The 18,483-nt window shown below is 65.1% G+C and carries 14 protein-coding genes; 3 read left to right on the forward strand and 11 right to left on the reverse strand.

Features of this window, described 5'->3' with window-relative positions; translation table 11 throughout:
* Nucleotides 1-31: 31 nt before the first annotated feature.
* The 11 genes from ACAM55_RS11840 to ACAM55_RS11890 form a co-directional block, all read right to left on the reverse strand.
* On the reverse strand, nt 32-1,207 hold the full coding sequence (locus ACAM55_RS11840; protein WP_369656179.1) for an acetyl-CoA C-acyltransferase: 1,176 nt from the start codon (nt 1,205-1,207) through the stop codon (nt 32-34).
* Nucleotides 1,208-1,247: 40 nt separating this feature from the next.
* A complete protein-coding gene (locus tag ACAM55_RS11845; RefSeq protein WP_369656180.1) occupies nt 1,248-2,723 on the reverse strand; it encodes a M20 family peptidase in 1,476 nt (491 codons plus the stop codon).
* A gap of 25 nt (nt 2,724-2,748) precedes the next feature.
* Nucleotides 2,749-4,854 (reverse strand): 3-hydroxyacyl-CoA dehydrogenase NAD-binding domain-containing protein, encoded by a 2,106-nt coding sequence (locus tag ACAM55_RS11850; protein WP_369656181.1) that lies wholly within the window; start codon nt 4,852-4,854, stop codon nt 2,749-2,751.
* Nucleotides 4,855-5,006: 152 nt separating this feature from the next.
* Nucleotides 5,007-5,702 (reverse strand): ABC transporter ATP-binding protein, encoded by a 696-nt coding sequence (locus ACAM55_RS11855; RefSeq protein WP_018904492.1) that lies wholly within the window; start codon nt 5,700-5,702, stop codon nt 5,007-5,009.
* A 1-nt stretch (nt 5,703) separates the two neighbouring features.
* On the reverse strand, nt 5,704-6,480 hold the full coding sequence (locus ACAM55_RS11860; protein WP_369656182.1) for an ABC transporter ATP-binding protein: 777 nt from the start codon (nt 6,478-6,480) through the stop codon (nt 5,704-5,706).
* The gene (locus ACAM55_RS11865; protein WP_369656183.1) at nt 6,480-7,796 is read right to left on the reverse strand and encodes a branched-chain amino acid ABC transporter permease; all 1,317 of its coding nucleotides are present in this window, start codon (nt 7,794-7,796) and stop codon (nt 6,480-6,482) included. The genes ACAM55_RS11860 and ACAM55_RS11865 overlap by 1 nt, the downstream gene beginning before the upstream one ends.
* Nucleotides 7,797-7,888: 92 nt before the next feature.
* Nucleotides 7,889-8,842, reverse strand: a complete 954-nt coding sequence (locus ACAM55_RS11870) for a branched-chain amino acid ABC transporter permease (RefSeq protein ID WP_055806507.1) — start codon at nt 8,840-8,842, stop codon at nt 7,889-7,891.
* Nucleotides 8,843-8,915: 73 nt separating this feature from the next.
* Nucleotides 8,916-10,151 (reverse strand): branched-chain amino acid ABC transporter substrate-binding protein, encoded by a 1,236-nt coding sequence (locus ACAM55_RS11875; protein ID WP_369656184.1) that lies wholly within the window; start codon nt 10,149-10,151, stop codon nt 8,916-8,918.
* A gap of 199 nt (nt 10,152-10,350) precedes the next feature.
* Complete coding sequence (locus ACAM55_RS11880) at nt 10,351-11,580, reverse strand: branched-chain amino acid ABC transporter substrate-binding protein (RefSeq protein WP_369656185.1); 1,230 nt, start codon at nt 11,578-11,580, stop codon at nt 10,351-10,353.
* Between the two features lie 126 nt (nt 11,581-11,706).
* Entirely contained in the window at nt 11,707-13,350 is a 1,644-nt protein-coding gene (locus ACAM55_RS11885; RefSeq protein ID WP_369656186.1) for a 3-(methylthio)propionyl-CoA ligase, read from the reverse strand.
* Between the two features lie 120 nt (nt 13,351-13,470).
* Complete coding sequence (locus ACAM55_RS11890) at nt 13,471-15,198, reverse strand: carboxylesterase/lipase family protein (RefSeq protein ID WP_369656187.1); 1,728 nt, start codon at nt 15,196-15,198, stop codon at nt 13,471-13,473.
* Between the two features lie 248 nt (nt 15,199-15,446).
* On the opposite strand from ACAM55_RS11890, the gene ACAM55_RS11895 reads away from it, so the two are divergent.
* From ACAM55_RS11895 to msrB, 3 genes are all read left to right on the forward strand, one after another.
* Complete coding sequence (locus ACAM55_RS11895; protein WP_369656387.1) at nt 15,447-16,523, forward strand: AraC family transcriptional regulator; 1,077 nt, start codon at nt 15,447-15,449, stop codon at nt 16,521-16,523.
* Nucleotides 16,524-16,585: 62 nt separating this feature from the next.
* The gene (locus tag ACAM55_RS11900; RefSeq protein WP_369656188.1) at nt 16,586-18,067 is read left to right on the forward strand and encodes a YdiU family protein; all 1,482 of its coding nucleotides are present in this window, start codon (nt 16,586-16,588) and stop codon (nt 18,065-18,067) included.
* Complete coding sequence (gene msrB, locus ACAM55_RS11905) at nt 18,064-18,474, forward strand: peptide-methionine (R)-S-oxide reductase MsrB (protein WP_307700903.1); 411 nt, start codon at nt 18,064-18,066, stop codon at nt 18,472-18,474. Before ACAM55_RS11900 ends, msrB begins: the two co-directional genes overlap by 4 nt.
* Nucleotides 18,475-18,483: the final 9 nt, after the last annotated feature.

An 18,483-nucleotide genomic window follows, 5' to 3' on the forward strand; every position in this document is an offset into this window, starting at 1 on the left:
GACACGCAGCGCGCCGCAGCCTGGGGGAGAGTCAAAGCACCTCGAAGACGCCCGCGGCGCCCATGCCACCACCGATGCACATCGTGACCAGCACCTTCTTCGCGCCGCGGCGCTTGCCCTCGATGAGCGCATGGCCCGTGAGGCGCTGGCCGCTCACGCCGTAGGGGTGGCCCACGGCGATGGCGCCGCCGTCCACGTTCAGGCGGTCGCCCGGGATGCCGAGCTTGTCGCGGCAGTAGATCACCTGCACCGCGAAGGCTTCGTTCAGTTCCCACAGGTCGATGTCGTCGACCGTGAGGCCCAGGCGCTTGAGCACCTTCGGAATCGCGAAGACGGGGCCGATGCCCATTTCGTCGGGCTCGCAGCCGGCCACGGCAAAGCCGAGAAAGCGGCCGAGCGGCTTCAGGCCCTTTTGCTGAGCGTACTTCTCGTCGACCACCACGCAGGCGCCGCCGCCGTCGGAGAACTGGCTGGCATTGCCGGCCGAGATCAGGCCGCCAGGCAGCGCCGGGCGAATGCCGCTGATGCCTTCCTTGGTGGTGCCGGCGCGGATGCCTTCGTCGTTCTCGACCGTGACTTCCTTGGTGCGCAGGCCCATCACGGGGTCGGCCACGCCGGCCAGCACGGTGATGGGAGCGATCTCGTCCTTGAAGCGGCCGGCTTCGAGCGCGGCGGTGGCCTTTTGCTGGCTCGCGGCGCCGTATTCGTCCATGGCGTCGCGGCCGATGTTGTAGCGCTTGGCGACCTGCTCGGCCGTCTGCAGCATGTTCCAGTAGATCTCGGGCTTGTGCTTCACGAGCCAGGGGTCGGCCAGCATGTGCTTGTTGGCTTCGTTCTGCACGCACGAGATGCTCTCGACGCCGCCGGCCACGTAGACCTCGCCCTCGCCCGCGATGATGCGCTGCGCGGCGGTGGCGATGGTCTGCAGGCCCGAGGAGCAGAAGCGGTTGATCGTCATGCCCGAAGTGGTGACGGGACAGCCGGCGCGCAGTGCGACCTGGCGTGCGATGTTGGAGCCGGTGGCGCCCTCGGGCGTGGCGCAACCCATGATCACGTCGTCGACTTCTGCGGCTTCGATGCCGGCGCGCGCGATGGCGTGCTGCACGGCATGGCCGCCGAGCGTGGCGCCGTGCGTCATGTTGAAGGCACCCTTCCAGCTCTTCGCGAGCGGCGTGCGGGCGGTGGAAACAATGACGGCGCTGGTCATGGTGAGGTCCTTTGAAGATGGAAGGGAAAGAGGGTTGTCGTCATTGCGCCGGCGCAACGCTGGTGTTGCGCAGGAGCTGGTGATAGAAGCCGATCATCTCGCCGTAGTTGGAGATGGCCAGGCGTTCGTTGGTGCCATGGAAACGGGCGAGGTCTTCGCTCTTCATGCGGAACGGCGAAAAGCGGTAGACGGCATCGCTCACCAGGCTGAAATGGCGCGAGTCGGTGGCGGCCGTCATGAGGCCGGGGGCCACGACGACATCCGGAAACGACTGGCGCACTGCCTGTTGAATGGCACGGTAGCCGGTGCTGTCTGTCGGCGACACGGGCGACGGCTCGGAGTTGCCGGGGTAGCGCTTGATCTTGATCTCGTCGTTGCCGAGCGCCTTGCGCAAGTGCGCCTCCACGCTGTCGATGGTGTCGCCCGGCAGGATGCGGAAGTTGACGGCGGCCTCGGCGCGGCCGGGCAGCACGTTGTCCTTGTTGCCGGCGCGCACGATGGTCAATGCAGTGGTCGTGCGCAACATGGCGTTGCTGCTCGGGCTCTTCTCCAACTGCCCACGCACCAGCGGTTCGGTGAGCCACAGGTTGGACAGCATCACGCGGTTGACGCCGCCCATCTCGGGTGCGAGCGCACCGAACATCTGGGCGGCCACGCCCTGGATGGCACCGGGCATGGGCGTGGCTTCGAGCCGCGCGAGCGCCGCGCTCATGCTGCCGATGGCGCTGCGCTGCGGCGGCATCGACGAATGGCCAGGGGCGGTGTCGAGCGAAAGAAAGAAGGTGCCGTAGCCCTTCTCCGCAAGACCGATGAGCGCTGCGGGCTTGGAGAGGCCGGGCAGCACGCCGTCGAGGATCAGCAGGCCCTCGTCGAGCACCCAGTCGAGCCGCACGTTGCGCGACTTGAGCAGTTCGGCAATCGGCAGCGCGCCGCGCAGGCCGCTCACCTCTTCGTCGTCGCCCATCACGAGGTAGACGGTCTGCCTCGGCTTGAAGCCGCTCGCGACCAGCAGCTCGATGGCTTCCATCTGCGCGAACAGGTTGCCCTTGTTGTCGAGCGTGCCGCGGCCCCAGACGTAGCCGTCCTTGATCTCGCCCGCGAAGGGATCGACTGACCAGGCTTTCTCGGTGCCCGGTGCGATCGGCACCATGTCCTGGTGCGCCATGAGCGCGATCGGCTTGGCCGCAGGATCGGTGCCGGCCCATGTATAGAGCAACGCCCGCTGGCCGACCACTTCTTTCTTGAGGGTGGCGTGCAGCTTGGGAAACTGCTGTGCGAGGTAGGCATGCAGCTTGTCGAATTCGGCCAGGTTGGCGGCCGGGTCGTCGAGGCTGGACACCGTGCGGATCGCAACTGCCCCCGAGAGCCGCCTGGCGGCTGCCTGCAGGTCGATCTCGAGCTTGGGCGCGGGCGCCACCGCCAGCTGCTGCGACGGCGTGCGCCAAGTCTTGACCGCCACGGCCGCCACCAGTGCGACCAGCACCAGCAGCAGCCCGAGAAAGATTCGTTTCAACATGGGCGGTCAGTTTCCCGATCTGCTGTCAGCTGAACTGCTTGCCTTCTGCGGCCAGCTTCTGGATCAGCGGCGCGGGCTGCCAGAACTCGGCGTCGTCGCGCGGGTTCTTGGCAAAGCGCTTCATGGTTTCGGCCACGTTGTACAGGCCGACTTGCGATGCGTAGTGCATCGGGCCGCCGCGCCAGATCGGGAAGCCGTATCCGGTGAGGTACACCATGTCGATGTCGCCCGACTTCGACGCAATGCCGTCCTCGAGGATGTGCGCGCCTTCGTTCACCAGCGCATACACCAGGCGCTGCACGATCTCTTCATCGGAAATCTTGCGCGGCGTGATGCCGAGCTCCTTGCGGTGGTCTTCGATCATCTTGTTGACGAGCTCGGACGGAATCGCGTCGCGCTTGCCGGCCTGGTAGTCGTACCACCCTGCCCCGGTCTTCTGGCCGAAGCGGCCCAGCTCGCACAGCTTGTCGGCGGTGCGGCTGTACTTCATGTCGGGATACTCCACGGCGCGGCGCTTGCGAATGGCCCAGCCGATGTCGTTGCCGGCCAGGTCGCCCATGCGGAACGGGCCCATGGCAAAGCCGAACTTTTCGACGGCTTTGTCGACCTGCTGCGGCGTGGCGCCTTCGTCCAGCAGGAAGCCCGCCTGGCGCGAGTACTGCTCGATCATGCGGTTGCCGATGAAGCCGTCGCACACGCCCGAGACCACGGCCGTCTTCTTGATCTTCTTGCCAATGTCCATGACGGTGGCGAGAACGTCCTTGGCCGTTTCCTTGCCGCGGACCACTTCGAGCAGCTTCATCACGTTGGCCGGGCTGAAGAAGTGCATGCCGACCACGTCCTGCGGCCGCTGGGTGAAGGCTGCGATCTTGTCGACGTCGAGCGTCGAGGTGTTGGAGGCCAGGATGGCGCCCTTCCTGGCCACGCGATCAAGTTCCTTGAACACCTTTTCCTTCACGCCGAGTTCCTCGAACACGGCTTCGATGATCAGATCAGCGTCCTTCAGGTCGTTGTAGTCGAGCGTGGTGCTCAGAAGCGCCATGCGTTGCTCGTACTTGTCCTGCTTGAGCTTGCCCTTCTTGACCTGCGATTCGTAGTTCTTGCGGATCGTGGCAATGCCGCGGTCGAGCGCGTCCTGCTTCATCTCGAGAATCTTGACGGGGATGCCGGCGTTCAGGAAGTTCATCGAAATGCCGCCACCCATGGTGCCGGCACCGATCACGCCGACCGACTTGATCTCGCGCTTGGGCGTGTCGTCCGCCACGTCGGGGATCTTGGAAGCCGCGCGCTCGGCCATGAACAGGTGGCGCAGCGCCAGCGATTCGGGCGTGAACATCAGCGAGGTGAAGATCCGGCGCTCTTCGGCCATGCCTTCGTCGAACTTCATCTTGGTGGCGGCCTGCACCGCGTCGACGCACTTGAGCGGCGCCGGATAGTTCTTCGACATGCCGCCGACCATGTTCTTGGCGAACTGGAAGTAGGCGTCGCCCTGCGGGTGCTTGCACGGCAGGTTGCGCACCAGCGGCAATGCGTCGCCGGTCTTGCCGGCCACGCTCTTGGCGAAGGCCACGGCCTCCTCGAACACCGACTCGGGAGAGCCCGCGAGCTTGTCGAACAGCTTCTGGCCCGGCAGGCTGGCCAGCAGCTCGCTCTTGACGGGCTCGCCGCTCACGATCATGTTGAGCGCGGTTTCCACGCCAAGCACGCGCGGCAGGCGCTGCGTGCCGCCGGCGCCGGGGATGAGGCCCAGCTTGACTTCCGGCAGCGCGATGCTGGTGCCGGGCGCCGCCACGCGGTAGTGGCAGCCCAGCGCCAGTTCGAGGCCGCCGCCCATGCACACCGAGTGAATGGCCGCGACGATCGGCTTCGGCGAAGCCTCGAGCGCGAGGATGACGCTCAGCAGATTGGGTTCTTGCAGCGCCTTGGGCGTGCCGAATTCCTTGATGTCCGCACCGCCCGAGAAGGCCTTGCCGGCGCCCGTGATGACGATGGCCTTGACGGCGTCATCGGCATTCGCCTTCGACAACCCATCGGTGATGCCGATGCGGGTCGAGAAACCGAGACCGTTGACCGGCGGGTTGGTCAGTGTGATCACGGCGACATCGCCGAGCACTTTGTATTCAGCCGTCATGCTGCATTCCTTGGTGTGTGAAGAAAAAGAAGAAAAAGCACGAGTGTTCTTTTTCGAGGGATTCTAGGCGTTTCGCGTGGCCTCACAATGGCACGCAGTCGCTGTTGGGACAAGGGGATCCAGGGCGCGGCCCGGATCCCTTCAGGGGCTTGTCAGACCTCGAGCCACTCTTTGCGAGTGGTCGCATCGGCACGCAGGCTGTCGGGCGTGCCGTCGAACACGATGCTGCCATGGCCCATCACCAGCGCACGGTCGGAGATCTGCATCGCAATGGTCAGCTTCTGCTCGATCAGCAACACCGAGATGCCCTTGTCCTTGAGCGTCTTCAGGTACTGCCCCACCAGCTCGACGATCTTCGGCGCGAGGCCTTCGGTCGGCTCGTCGATGATGATCAGGTCGGGGTCGCCCATGAGGGTGCGGCACAGCGTGAGCATCTGCTGCTCGCCGCCCGAGAGCACGCCGGCCTCGGTGTGCTGGCGCTCCTTCAGCCGCGGGAACATGCCGTACATGTCGTCGAAGGACCAGCGGCTGCCCTTGCCCGAGCCCTTCTGCCCCAAGAGCAGGTTCTGGTGCACCGTGAGCTTGGGGAAGATGTCTCGGTTCTCGGGCACGTAGCCGATGCCCAGGTGGGCGATTTCGTAGGCCTTCCGGCGCAGGATGTCCTGGTCTTTCCAGCGCAGCGTGCCCTCGGCATGCACCAGGCCCATGATGGCCTTGGCGGTGGTCGAGCGGCCGGAGCCGTTGCGGCCCAGCAGCGCGACGATTTCGCCCGCCCCGACGTTGAAGGAAACGCCATGCAGCACATGGCTCTTGCCGTAGTAGGCGTGGATGTCATGAAGTTTCAGCATTTCAGTGTCCCGCCCCCTGTGCGTCGGCGACGGATGAGCCCAGGTAGGCCTCCTGCACCCGCGCATTGGCGCGTACCGCGGCCGGCGTGTCGAAGGCGATCACCTCGCCATACACCACCACCGCGATCTTGTCGGCCAGTCCGAAGACCACGCCCATGTCGTGCTCGACCGTGAGCAGCGTCTTGCCGACCGTGACGTGCTTGATGAGCGAGATGAAGTGCGAGGTCTCGGTCTTGCTCATGCCGGCCGTGGGCTCGTCCAGGAGAATGACGCCGGCGCCGCCGGCGATGGTCACGCCGATCTCCAGGGCGCGCTGCTCGGCGTAGGTGAGGTTCACCGCGTGCACGTCGCGCTTGCGCTCCAGGCCGATCTGCTTGATGAGCTCCTCGGTGCGCGCGTTGGCGTCGTCGAGGTTCGAGAGAAAGCGCAGGAAGGTGTAGCGGTAGCCCAGGCTCCACAACACCCCGCAGCGCAGGTTCTCGAACACGCTGAGCTTGGGAAAGATGTTGGTGATCTGGAAGCTGCGCGAAAGACCCAACCGGTTGATCTCGAAAGGCTTCTTGCCGTCGATGCGCTGGCCGTTCAGCAGCACCTCGCCGCTGGTGGGTGCCAGCCGTCCGCTGATGAGGTTGAACAGCGTCGACTTGCCCGCCCCGTTCGGGCCGATGATGGCCACGCGCTCGCCGGCATTCACCGCCAGGTCCACGCCGCGGATGATTTCGGTCTTGCCGAAATTCTTGCGCAGCGCCTTCAGTTCCAGTGCGTGTTGCGCGCTCATTACGCCGCCTCCCGACGTTTGATTTCTGCTTCGATCTCTTCCTGCGCCTGGCCCCAGACACGCACGAAGCGGCGGCGCGCCACCTCGAGTGCGCCGAGGCCAGCCGCCAGGATGGCCGCCGCGCCGAGCCAGCTTGCCATGCCCGACGTATCCAGCGTCACGCCGAAGAAGTTCAGGTTCGGGCCCATCGCCGCGTTGAGCTGGATGTGATAGATCATCTCGATGAGCGCAGCGGCGCCGACGATGACCGGCACCAGCGCCACCGCGAGTGCGACGTACAGCAGCCAGAAGCGGTCGAACTTGCCGAACTTGGCGACCCGCAGGTTCATCATCACCAGGCTGGCGATGCCGCCGGGCGCGAACATCACCATGAACACGAACACCAGCCCGAAGTAGAGTTGCCAGGCTTTGGAAAGCTCCGACAGCAGGATCGACGCGAACACCAGCAACACCGCGCCGATGATCGGTCCGAAGAAGAACACCGCGCCACCCAGGAAAGTGAACAGCAGATAGCCGCCCGAGCGGATGGCGCTCAGGCTGTCGGCCGCGTTCACGATCTCGAAGTTGATCGACGCCAGCCCGCCACCGATGCCGGCGAAGAAGCCGGCGATGATGAATGCGAAGTAACGCACGCGCTGCGTGTTGTAGCCGATGAACTCCACGCGCTCCGGGTTGTCGCGCACCGCGTTCAGCATGCGGCCGAGCGGCGTGCCGGTGAAGGCATACATGAGCGCGGTACAGACGAAGCAGTACGCGGCGATCAGGTAGTACACCTGGATCTGCGAGCCGAAATTGAAGCCGAAGAAGGTCGGACCGTAGACCCGGTCGGTGGTGATGCCGCCCTCGCCGCCGAAGAAGCTCGGGAACATCAGCGCCATGGAGGCGACCAGCTCGCCGATGCCCATGGTGATCATCGCGAAGGTGGTGCCCGATTTCTTGGTCGTGACGAAGCCCAGCAGGATGGCAAAGAACATGCCGGCCAGGCCGCCCACCAGCGGAATGGCCACCAGCGGGATCTGCAGCCCGCCCTTGCCGCCCATGTTCATCGCGTGGATGGCAAGGAAGGAACCGAGCCCGACGTAGACGGCATGGCCGAAGCTCAGCATGCCGCCCTGCCCCAGCAGGATGTTGTAGCTCAGGCAGATGATGATCAGGTAGCCCATCTGCGAGAGCATGGTGAGCGCCAGGCTGCTCTTGAACACCAGCGGCGAGATGATCAGCACGATCGCGAACAGCGACCAGATCAGGAAGCGCCCGATGTTCCAGGGCTTGAAGCGGTAGTACTGCGTGGTTGGGACTGCGGTCGTGGATGTCATTTCGGTTCCACCCTTTCGTGCACCCTCTCCCATCGGAAGAGGATTGTGGCGAGGGTCAGCGGCAACGGCGGGGGACTGTGCTGCGTGCGTCATCAGTCCTCCCGCGTGCCCAAGAGGCCCTTGGGCCTGAAGATGAGGATCAGCACCAGGAACAGGTACGGCAGGATCGGCGCGACCTGCGAGATCGTGAGCTTGAGCAGCTCGTAGCCGAAGGTCTGGTCTGTCACAGCGACGCCCAGCATCTGCAGGCCGCCGGCAAACGACTGGTCCATGGCCACCGCGAAGGTCTGGATGATTCCGATCAGCAGCGACGCGAGGAATGCGCCGGCCAGCGAGCCCATGCCGCCGACCACCACCACCACGAAGATGATCGAGCCCACCGACGCGGCCATGGCCGGTTCGGTGACGTAGGTATTGCCGCCCACCACGCCCGCCAGGCCCGCGAGCGCGGCACCGCCGCCGAACACCAGCATGAAGACGCGCGGCACGTTGTGGCCCAGCGCCTCGACCATGTCGGGGTGCTTGAGCGCCGCCTGGATGACCAGGCCGATGCGCGTGCGCGTGAGCAGCAGCCACACCGAGATGAGCATCAGCACCGCCACCAGCATGATGAACGAGCGCGACTTGGGAAACTGCGTGCCGTACAGCGAGAACAGCGGCCCCTGCAGCTGCGGCGGCAGGCCGTAGGGCACCGTCGAGCGGCCCCAGGCAAGCTGCACCAGTTCGAGAATCAGGTACGAAAGGCCGAAGGTCACCAGGAGCTCGGGCACGTGGCCGAACTTGTGGACCCGGCGCAGGCTGTAGCGCTCGAAGGCGGCGCCCAAGAGGCCCACCAGCAGCGGCGCGATGAAAAGCGCCGGCCAGAAGCCGATGATGCCCGACAGCGTGTACGCAATGTACGCACCGAGCATGTAGAAGCTGGCGTGCGCGAAATTGAGCACGCCCATCATGCTGAAGATCAGCGTAAGGCCAGAGCTCAGCATGAACAGCAGCAGCCCGTAGCTGACGCCGTTGAGCAGCGAGATGACGAAGAATTCGACGTTCATCGGTCTTTCGTGTCGGTTGGAAAAGAAAAAGGCCCGAGTGGTGAAGTCGGGCCTCGACCGGGTCGGCGCGCGATCAGGGGGCCGGCCGCTTCATCTGGCACGACGTCGGCGTGCTCGCGACGTAGGCCTCGTAGAACTTGACCGGTGCCAGCGTGTAGCCGGTGTTCTCCGGGCTGTAGGGGTTCTTGGCGTCGGTCTTCTGCCAGCGCGTGATCCACAGGCCCTGCTGCAGCTGGTGGTCGGCCTTGCGCATCTCCACGTCGCCATTGAAGCTCTTGAACTTCATGCCTTCCATGGCGGCTGCCACCTTGACGGGCTCGGTCGACTTGGTGCGCACGAAGGCTTCGCTGAGCATGGCGTACACGGTGTAGATGTCCGTGGTGTACATGTCGTCGTTGAACTTCTTCTTGAACTCGCCCATCAGCGGCTGGACCGGACCCGGCGCGTTGTAGTGGCTGTAGCCCACCTGGTAGACCTTGCCGTCCGAGGCCGCGCCCATGGCGGTGGGCGTGCCGGTCGTCACCGCGTAGTAGGTGTAGAACTTGACGTTCAGCCCCGAGTCGTTGGCCGACTTGATCAGCAGCGCCAGGTCGGAGCCCCAGTTGCCGGTGATGACCGAATCGGCGCCCGAGGCCTTGATCTTGGCAATGTACGGCGAGAAGTCGCGCACCTGGGCCAGGGGATGCAGGTCGTCGCCGACGATCTCGATGTCGGGACGCTTGTCCTTGAGGTTCTGCTTGGCGAACTTCGAGACCTGCTGGCCGTGCGAGTAATTCTGGTTGATCAGGTAGACCTTCTTGATGTCGGTCTGCTCCTTCATGAACGCGGTCAGCGCTTCCATCTTCATGGAGGTGTCCGCGTCGAGGCGGAAGTGCCAGTAGCTGCACTTGCTGTTGGTGAGGTCTGGGTCGACCGCCGCGTAGTTGATGTAGAGCACTTCCTTGCCCGGGTTGCGGGCGTTGTGCTTTTCGAGCGCATCGATGATGGCCAGCGCCGGGCCGGAGCCGTTGCCTTGCACCACGTAGCGTGCACCCTGGTCCATGGCCGAGCGCAGGGCGCTGGTGGTTTCCTGAGGGCTCAGCTTGTTGTCGATGGCGATGACTTCGAACTTCACGCCGGCCGCATTCTTCTTGTTGAATTCTTCGGCCAGGAACTGGAAGGTCTTGAGCTGGTTGGTGCCCACCGCCGCCATCAGGCCGGACAGCGGGTCGAGCCAGGCGATCTTCACGGTTTCACCCTTCTGCGCCAGAGCGCCGGTGGCGGCTGCGGAAAGGATGGCTGCTGTAGCGATTTTCAGAGCGAACTTCACGATCTATATCTCCTGGTCAAACCGTTCAAAAGGCCGCACGAGAGTACAAGCGTTTGCAGCCCCTCCCCTCAGGGAATGCCCGTAAGAGGGCGGCTGCAAAGGCCGTTTCTATCGCGCAGGCGACACTGCGTTTCTCCAAGGTGCTACCGGTGGGTAGGCCGGTGCTACCCATGGGTAGCAAACACGTTTGCAAAATGCCCTACGGGCGCTTCATCTGGCAGGTGGTCGGCGTGCTTGCCACATACGATTCGTAATACTTCACCGGCGCCATCGTGTAACCCGTGTTCTCGGCGTCGTAGGGGAACTTGCCACCCGCTTTTTGCCACTTGGTGATGAACAGGCCCTGCTGCAGCTGGTGGTCGGCCTTGCGCATTTCGACTTCGCCGTTGAAGCTCTTGAACTTCATGCCATCCATGGTTGCCGCCACCTTCACGGGATCGGTGGAGCGGGCCCTGTCGAACGCGGTGTCGAGCATCGCGAAGGCGTGATAGATCGACGTCTGAACCATGTCGTCGTTCATCTTCTTCTTGTACTCGCCCATGATCCGCTGGATGTCGCCGCCCATGTTGTAGTGGCCGTAGCCCACCACGTACACGCGGCCGTCGGCGCCGGCGCCCATGGCCGTCGGCGCCCCGGTGCCGTAGGCATAGTAGGTGTAGAACTTGACGTTCAGTCCCGAGTCGTTGGCCGACTTGATCAGCAGCGCCAGGTCGGAGCCCCAGTTGCCGGTGATGACCGAATCGGCGCCCGAGGCCTTGATCTTGGCGATGTAGGGTGCGAAGTCGCGCACCTGCGCGAGCGGGTGCAGGTCGTCGCCGACGATTTCGATGTCGGGGCGCTTGTCCTTCAGGTTCTGCTTGGCGAACTTCGAGACCTGCTGGCCGTGCGCGTAGTTCTGGCCGAGGATGTAGACCTTCTTGATCGCGGGCTGGTCCTTCATGAAGGTGGTCAGCGCCTCCATCTTCATGGACGTGTCCGCGTCGAGGCGGAAGTGCCAGTAGCTGCACTTGCTGTTGGTGAGGTCTGGGTCGACCGCCGCGTAGTTGATGTAGACCAGTTCCTTGCCCGGGTTGCGGGCATTGTGCTTTTCGAGCGCATCGATGATGGCCAGCGCGGGGCCGGAACCGTTGCCCTGCATCACATAGCGCGCGCCCTGGTCCATGGCCGAACGCAGCGCGCTGGTGGTTTCCTGCGGGCTCAGCTTGTTGTCGATGGCGATGAGCTCGAACTTCACGCCGGAGATGTTCTTCTTGTTGAACTCCTCGACCACGAATTGCGTGGTCTTCAGCTGGTTGGTACCCACCGCCGCCATCAGGCCGGACAGCGGGTCGAGCCAGGCGACCTTGACGGTCTCGCCCTTCTGGGCGAAAGAGGCTGTGGCGCTGAGCAGCATTGCACAGAAAGCTACTGACTTGATAGCACGGGACATGAAGAGTCTCCAGGGATGATGGACCGAGATCGCAGCGTACAAGCCCCCTTTTTTTCGCCGCACAGGGAATGCCCGCAAGCCAGGCCGCCAAGACGGCCTTGCTATCGCCTGCGCGACAGTGCGCGGCTAGGCGGTGGGCAACTTGTAGTCCTTCAGCAGTTCGCGCAACTTTGTCTTGAGAATCTTTCCGGTGGCGCCGAGCGGAATCGCCTCGACAAAGACCACGTCGTCGGGAATCTGCCACTTGGCTGTCTTGCCTTCGTAGAACTTGAGCAGCTCTTCGCGCGTGACCTCTGCATTGGGCTTCTTCACCACCACGACGATGGGCCGCTCGTCCCACTTGGGGTGCGCCACGCCGATGCACGCCGCCATGGCCACGGCCGGATGCGAGACGGCGATGTTTTCGATCTCGATCGAGCTGATCCATTCGCCGCCGGACTTGATCACGTCCTTGCTGCGGTCGGTGATCTGCAGGTAGCCGTCGGGGTCGATGGTGGCGACGTCGCCGGTGGGAAACCAGCCGCGGCCCTGCTCGTCGGGAACGAGCGGATCGCCGCCCTCGCCCTTGAAGTATTCCTTCACGACCCACGGCCCCTTGACCAGCAGGTCGCCGTAGGCCTTGCCGTCCCAGGGCAGTTCCTTGCCGTCGCCGTCGACGATCTTCATGTCGACGCCGAAGATCGCGCGGCCCTGCTTGAGGCGGATCGCAAGCTGGGCATCGGGCGGCATGGCGAGATGCTTGTTCTTGAGCGTGCACAGCGTGCCCAGCGGGCTCATCTCGGTCATGCCCCAGGCATGCAGCACCTCGACCTTGTAGATGTCCTGGAACGCGCGGATCATGGCCGGCGGACAGGCCGAGCCGCCGATGACGGTGCGGTTGAGCGTGGAGAACTTCAGCTCGTTGGCCTGCATGTGGCCCAGCATCATCTGCCACACGGTGGGCACGCCGGCCGCGAAGGTCACGCCTTCGGATTCGATGAGCTCGAACACCGACTTGCCATCGAGCGCCGGGCCCGGGAACACGATCTTCGCGCCCACCAGCGCGGCCGAATACGGGATGCCCCAGGCGTTGACGTGGAACATCGGCACCACCGGCAGCACCGAATCGCGCGCCGAGATGCACATCACGTCGGGCAGCGCCGCGGCATAGGCGTGCAGCAGCGTCGAGCGGTGGCTGTAGAGCGCCGCCTTGGGGTTGCCGGTGGTGCCGCTCGTGTAGCACATGCTCGAGGCGGAGTTCTCGTCGAAGGTGGGCCAGTCGTAGTCCGTCGATTGCCCGCTCATCCAGGCCTCGTAGCTCACGAGGTTGGGAATGCCGCTGTCGGCAGGCAGCTTGTCGGGATCGCACAGGGCGATCCACTTCCTGATGGTGCTGCACCTGGCATGCACCGCCTGCACCAGCGGCAGGAAGCTCAGGTCGAAGCACAGGATCTGGTCTTCGGCGTGGTTGGCGATCCATGCGATCTGGTCGGGATGCAGGCGCGGATTGATGGTGTGGAGCACGCGGCCCGTGCCGCTCACGCCGTAGTACAGCTCCAGGTGGCGGTAGCCGTTCCAGGCCAGGGTGGCGATGCGGTCGCTGAACAGCAGCTGCTCGCCGTCCAGCGCATTGGCCACCTGCCGGGAGCGCGATGCGATCTTGCCCCAGGTGCTTCGGTGGATATCGCCCTCGACACGGCGCGAGACGATCTCGGCGTCGCCATGATGGCGTTCGGCGAATTCGATCAGCGACGAGATCAAAAGCGGTTGGTCTTGCATCAAACCCAGCATCTAAAGGCTCCTGTCATTTGTGAAATGGCTGCTAAAACTTTGCGGACAACGGATTCACTCAATCTTCGGCCATTCGCACAATGACAGAAACCCGCACTGGTAGCTCGAGCGACACGGCGTCTACTGCACGCTGATCTTCGCCGCCGTCGGCGTGGCGTCGAGCAGCAGGCTTGAGGGCCAGGTCGTCCAGTTCGCGCCGAGTTCGGCGGCGTTCGGATCGCCCTTGCGCATGAACGTGCCGACGCTGGCCATGACGGCGTTGGACAAGGCGAGCCGGCCTGGCTGGTTGGCCTTGCTGGCCATCACGCTGCTGAGCAGCGAGGAGCCGAAGTTGCCGAATACGAACGGCAGGTCGAAGGCGTGCGAGGCGCCATAGACGTCGTTCCACGGTGACGGTTCCTGCGCCCAATCGAGGCGGTAGTGCCAGATGTTGGACTGGCGTGTCTTCATCGTGTTGAGGAGGTTGTCGCGATTGGCCTCGAAAAGATGCTTCGTGATGAGCCCGGTCGCCGCGTTGTAGCCCGTGCCTGGGGTGTCTACCGGGAGGTAGAACGGATCGATGATGTCGGCCACCGTGAGCGAGGGCGCCGCGTCGGGATCGAAGCCGGACATCATCGAGAAGCGCTGCGCGTCGTTGACGATCCAGCCGGACTTCGGAAAGCCGATGGCCGGCAGCAGCGATGCGAAGAGCTTGCCCTCGTCGCGCGTGTTGCCCGCGACGAGGGGCACCTTCACGTACTGGTCGGCCGCAATGGCGCCGATCGGGTCGGCCGGGATCACTGTGCCGTCCGGAATGGGCCCGACAGCCCCCAGCCCGGCGGTGACCACCGTGACCAGCATGGCGCCGCCTTCCTGTGCGCGCAGGTAGTCGGCAATCTGCGCCGGAGTGCGTGTGCCGATGTAGGCCTTGGCGGCCGCTGCGTCGGCCGCGGTGCCGTCGGCCACGAGCAGTTTCTCCAGGATGGCCTGGCCCTGCGCGAGCGAAGACGCGGCCGGCTGGAGCGAAGGCAGCGTGCCGGGCGGCAGATTGCTGGCGAGCGAGATGCCGCCACTCATCTCGAAGGCCTTGTGGAACAGGCCCTTGGCCATCGGCGAGGTCATCACCGCCAGCAGGTTGGTCGCGCCCGCCGATTCACCCGACAGCGTGACGTTGTTCGGATCGCCGCCGAAGCTCGCGACGTTGTTCTTGACGAAGCGCAGCGCCGCCATGTTGTCGAGCAGCGCGAAGTTGCCCGAATCGTCGCCCGCGGTGCCGCCCGGCCGCAGTTGCGGCAGGTTCAGGAAGCCCAGGATGCCCAGGCGGTAGCTGGCGGTGATGACCACCGCGTTGGCTTTCTTCGCCAGCGTGGCGCCGTCATACAGCGGGTCGGCCGTGTAGCCCGAGATGTTGCTTCCGCCATGGATGAACAGCAGCACCGGCAGGCTCGCGTCGGTGGTGGCCGGGCGCCAGATGTTGACGAACAGGCAGTCCTCGCTGCCGACCGGCTTGCCCAGGTTCGTGCCGATGGTGGCGTCGTAGGTGTTGTGGGTGCCCGGACTGAAAAGCCGGCCGATCTGCAGGCAGGCGTTGCCGAACTTCGTGGCCGGGCGGATGCCGTTCCAGGCCGCGGGTTCGACCGGTGCGCGCCAGCGCAGCGCGCCGACCGGCGGTTGCGCGAACGGAACACCCTTCCAGAACCAGGTGCCTGTCCTGGCGCTGTCGTCCACGCCCTCGATCTTGCCAACGGTGGTCTGGCGCACCATGGGGCCGTCGGCGGCCGGGGGCGGCGCAGGCGCGGGCGAGGCGATCGGAAGGAACGCAAACGACGAGCCCGAAGAACCGCCTCCCCCGCAGGCCGTGAAAGCCATGCACGCCGCCATGGCGATGGCCCGTGCAACCGCCACCCTCGTTCCTGCCGCCCGCTGGTTTTCTGGCCGTGCCTGTACTGCTGTCAGTGCCGTATCCATTTTTGTCTCCACACCGGGTTAATCGGAATTCCTGCATCGGTGCCCGGTGGCCATACTCCGGCCGGCCGAACCCGCCAGAAAATTCTAGGAACGGACCGCGTTTCCCCCGCTATCGCAAGCGAGCCAATTCAATGACTTCAGAAGCCCCCATGCCACATGCCCAGCGCCGGCCGCAACGCCGGCCGGGCTGCGCGCAGCAGCCCGAGCTGCGGACCAGCTCGGCCGCGTGGCTCGAAGGCGTGCTCTCGATGTTCGAGGCCGAAGGGCTGGACGTGCCCTCGCTGCTTCAGGGCGCCGGCTTCGATCCCGATTCGCTGCGCCGACAGAACGCGCGCATTCCGGTCGACGAAATCACCATGCTCTGGCAACTCGCCGTGGCGCGCGCCGGCAAGCCCTCGCTGGGCCTGCATCGCGACCTGGCCGCCACGCACAGCAAGCTGGGCACGGTCGGCCACGCCATGGCCTGCAGCCCCGATCTCGGCTCGGCCCTCGCGCGGCTGGCGCGCTACATGGCCGTGATCTCGGACGCGACCGCTTTCTCGCTGCAACCCGACCCGCGCGGTTGCTGGATGGTGATGGAGCACAACGGCGGCAGCCTGCCGATACCTCGCCAGCGCGTCGAATACGCCCTCTTGACCACCCTCATGCAATGCCAGTGGCTCACGCGGCGTGAACTGCAGCCACTGGCCATGGAGTTCGTCTACCCCGCGCCGGCCAGCGACCGGCTGCACCGCGAGGCCTTCGGCTGCGACGTGCGCTTCAACGCCGCCGCGAACCGCATGCTGCTGTCGAGCACCGACCTGGCCATGCCGCTGCCCACGCATCACCCCGCCCTGGGCGAGATGCAGGAGCACCTGCTGGACGACCAGCTGAGCCTCCTGGGCCAGACCACCACCAGCAGCCTGGTGTGCGCCGAAATCGCGCGCCGGCTGCCGCAGGGCGAGCCGCGCCGGCAGGACGTGGCCGCCGGCCTCGGTCTGGCGGAGCGCACGCTGCAGCGGCGGCTGCAGGAAGAGTCGGTGTCGTTCCAGTCGCTGCTCGACCGCACCCGCCGCGAGCTCGCGCAGCAGTACCTGGCCGAAGACCGCCATACGCTCACCGACGTGGCGGACATGCTCGGCTTCGTCGACAGCAGCAATTTCTTCCGGGCCTGCAAGCGCTGGTTCGGCCTGCCGCCCGCGCAATACCGGGCGCGGATCTGGGCCGCCCCCGCACTCGCCCACTGACGCCATCGGGCCCCGATGGCCCGCGCCGCAAGGGGTTACGCGCTGTGCCGGACAATCCGGGCATGAGCTTGCTTGCCGAAGACACGGTCGCCGCCGACCTGGGACTGCAATGGAAACCGGGATTTCTGGCGCTGGGGCCCGCGTTTCTCACCGAATTGCGGCCGACGCCGCTACCCGATCCCTACTGGGTGGGCCACAGCGAGGCGATGGCGCGCGAGCTCGGCTTGCCGCCCGGCTGGGGGCGATCGGACAGCACGCTGGCAGCCCTGACCGGCAACCTGTCCGTGGCGGGAACCCGGCCCTTTGCGACGGTCTACAGCGGCCACCAGTTCGGCGTCTGGGCCGGCCAGCTCGGCGATGGCCGCGCGATCATGCTGGGCGAGACAGCGGGCGGCCTCGAAGTGCAGATCAAGGGTGCGGGCCGCACGCCCTACTCGCGCGGCGGCGACGGCCGCGCCGTGCTGCGCTCCAGCATCCGCGAATTCCTCTGCAGCGAGGCCATGTACGGCCTCGGCATACCCACCACCCGCGCGCTCTGCGTCGCAGGCTCGGACGCCCCCGTGTACCGCGAAGAACCGGAAACCGCGGCCGTGGTGACCCGCGTGGCGCCCAGTTTCATCCGCTTCGGCCACTTCGAGCACTTTGCGGCAAACCAGCGCGACGCCGAGCTGCGCGCATTGGCCGACTACGTGATCGACCGCTATTACCCGGCCTGCCGCACCACCGAGCGCTTCAACGGCAACGCCTATGCGGCCTTCCTGGAAGCCGTGAGCGAGCGCACCGCCGCCCTGCTCGCCCAATGGCAGGCCGTGGGCTTTTGCCACGGCGTGATGAACACCGACAACATGAGCATTCTGGGGCTCACCATCGACTACGGGCCATTCCAGTTCCTGGACGGGTTCGATCCGCGCCACATCTGCAACCACAGCGACACCAGCGGCCGCTATGCCTTCAACCAGCAGCCCAACGTGGCCTACTGGAACCTGTTCTGCCTGGCGCAGGCACTGCTGCCGCTGATCGGCGACCAGGAAATTGCGGTGGCGGCGCTGGAGTCTTACAAGACGGTGTTTCCGAGCGAATTCGAGGGCCGGATGGGGGCCAAGCTCGGACTCACCGATTCGGCCGGGGGCGACCGCACGCTCATCGAGGGCCTGCTGAAGCTCCTGGCCGCGGAAAAGGTCGACTACACGATCTTCTGGCGCCGCCTTTCGCAGCACATGGCCGGCGGCAACGCCGAGCCAGTGCGCGACCTGTTCCTGGATCGAGCCGGCTTCGATGCATGGCTGCTATTATTTTCAGAGCGCCACGCGCAGGCATCGCGTCCGCAAGCCGCGGACTTGATGCTCAAATCCAATCCAAAGTACGTGTTGAGGAACCACCTGGGGCAGCAAGCCATCGAAGCGGCAGGCCGAAAAGACTTCTCGGGTGTGGCAACCTTGCTGACACTGCTCCAAACCCCATCTGAAGAACATCCCGGTGCCGATGCCTATGCCGGGTTTCCGCCCGACTGGGCCTCCACGATCGCAATCAGCTGCTCATCATGACCACTCCCGTACAGAAAACCGACGCCGAATGGAAAGCCCTGCTCGCTGAAAAAGGCGCCGAGCCCGCGGCCTTCGAGGTCACGCGCCATGCCGCCACCGAGCGCCCCTTCACCGGCAAGTACGAGGCGCACTGGGAGGACGGCACCTACCATTGCATCTGCTGCGGCGCCAAACTGTTCGAGGCGTCGACCAAATTCGACGCGGGTTGCGGCTGGCCCAGCTTCTCGGAAGAAGCCGTTCCGGGTGCCATCAGGAACATCGTCGACCGTTCGCACGGCATGGTGCGCACCGAGAACGTCTGCGCGAATTGCGGCGCCCACCTGGGCCACGTGTTCCCCGATGGCCCCACCGAAACCGGCCTTCGCTACTGCATGAATTCCGCCTCGCTGGACTTCCAGAAGAAATAACCAACCGAC

Source organism: Variovorax sp. V213 (assembly GCF_041154455.1).
GTDB lineage: Bacteria > Pseudomonadota > Gammaproteobacteria > Burkholderiales > Burkholderiaceae_C > Variovorax.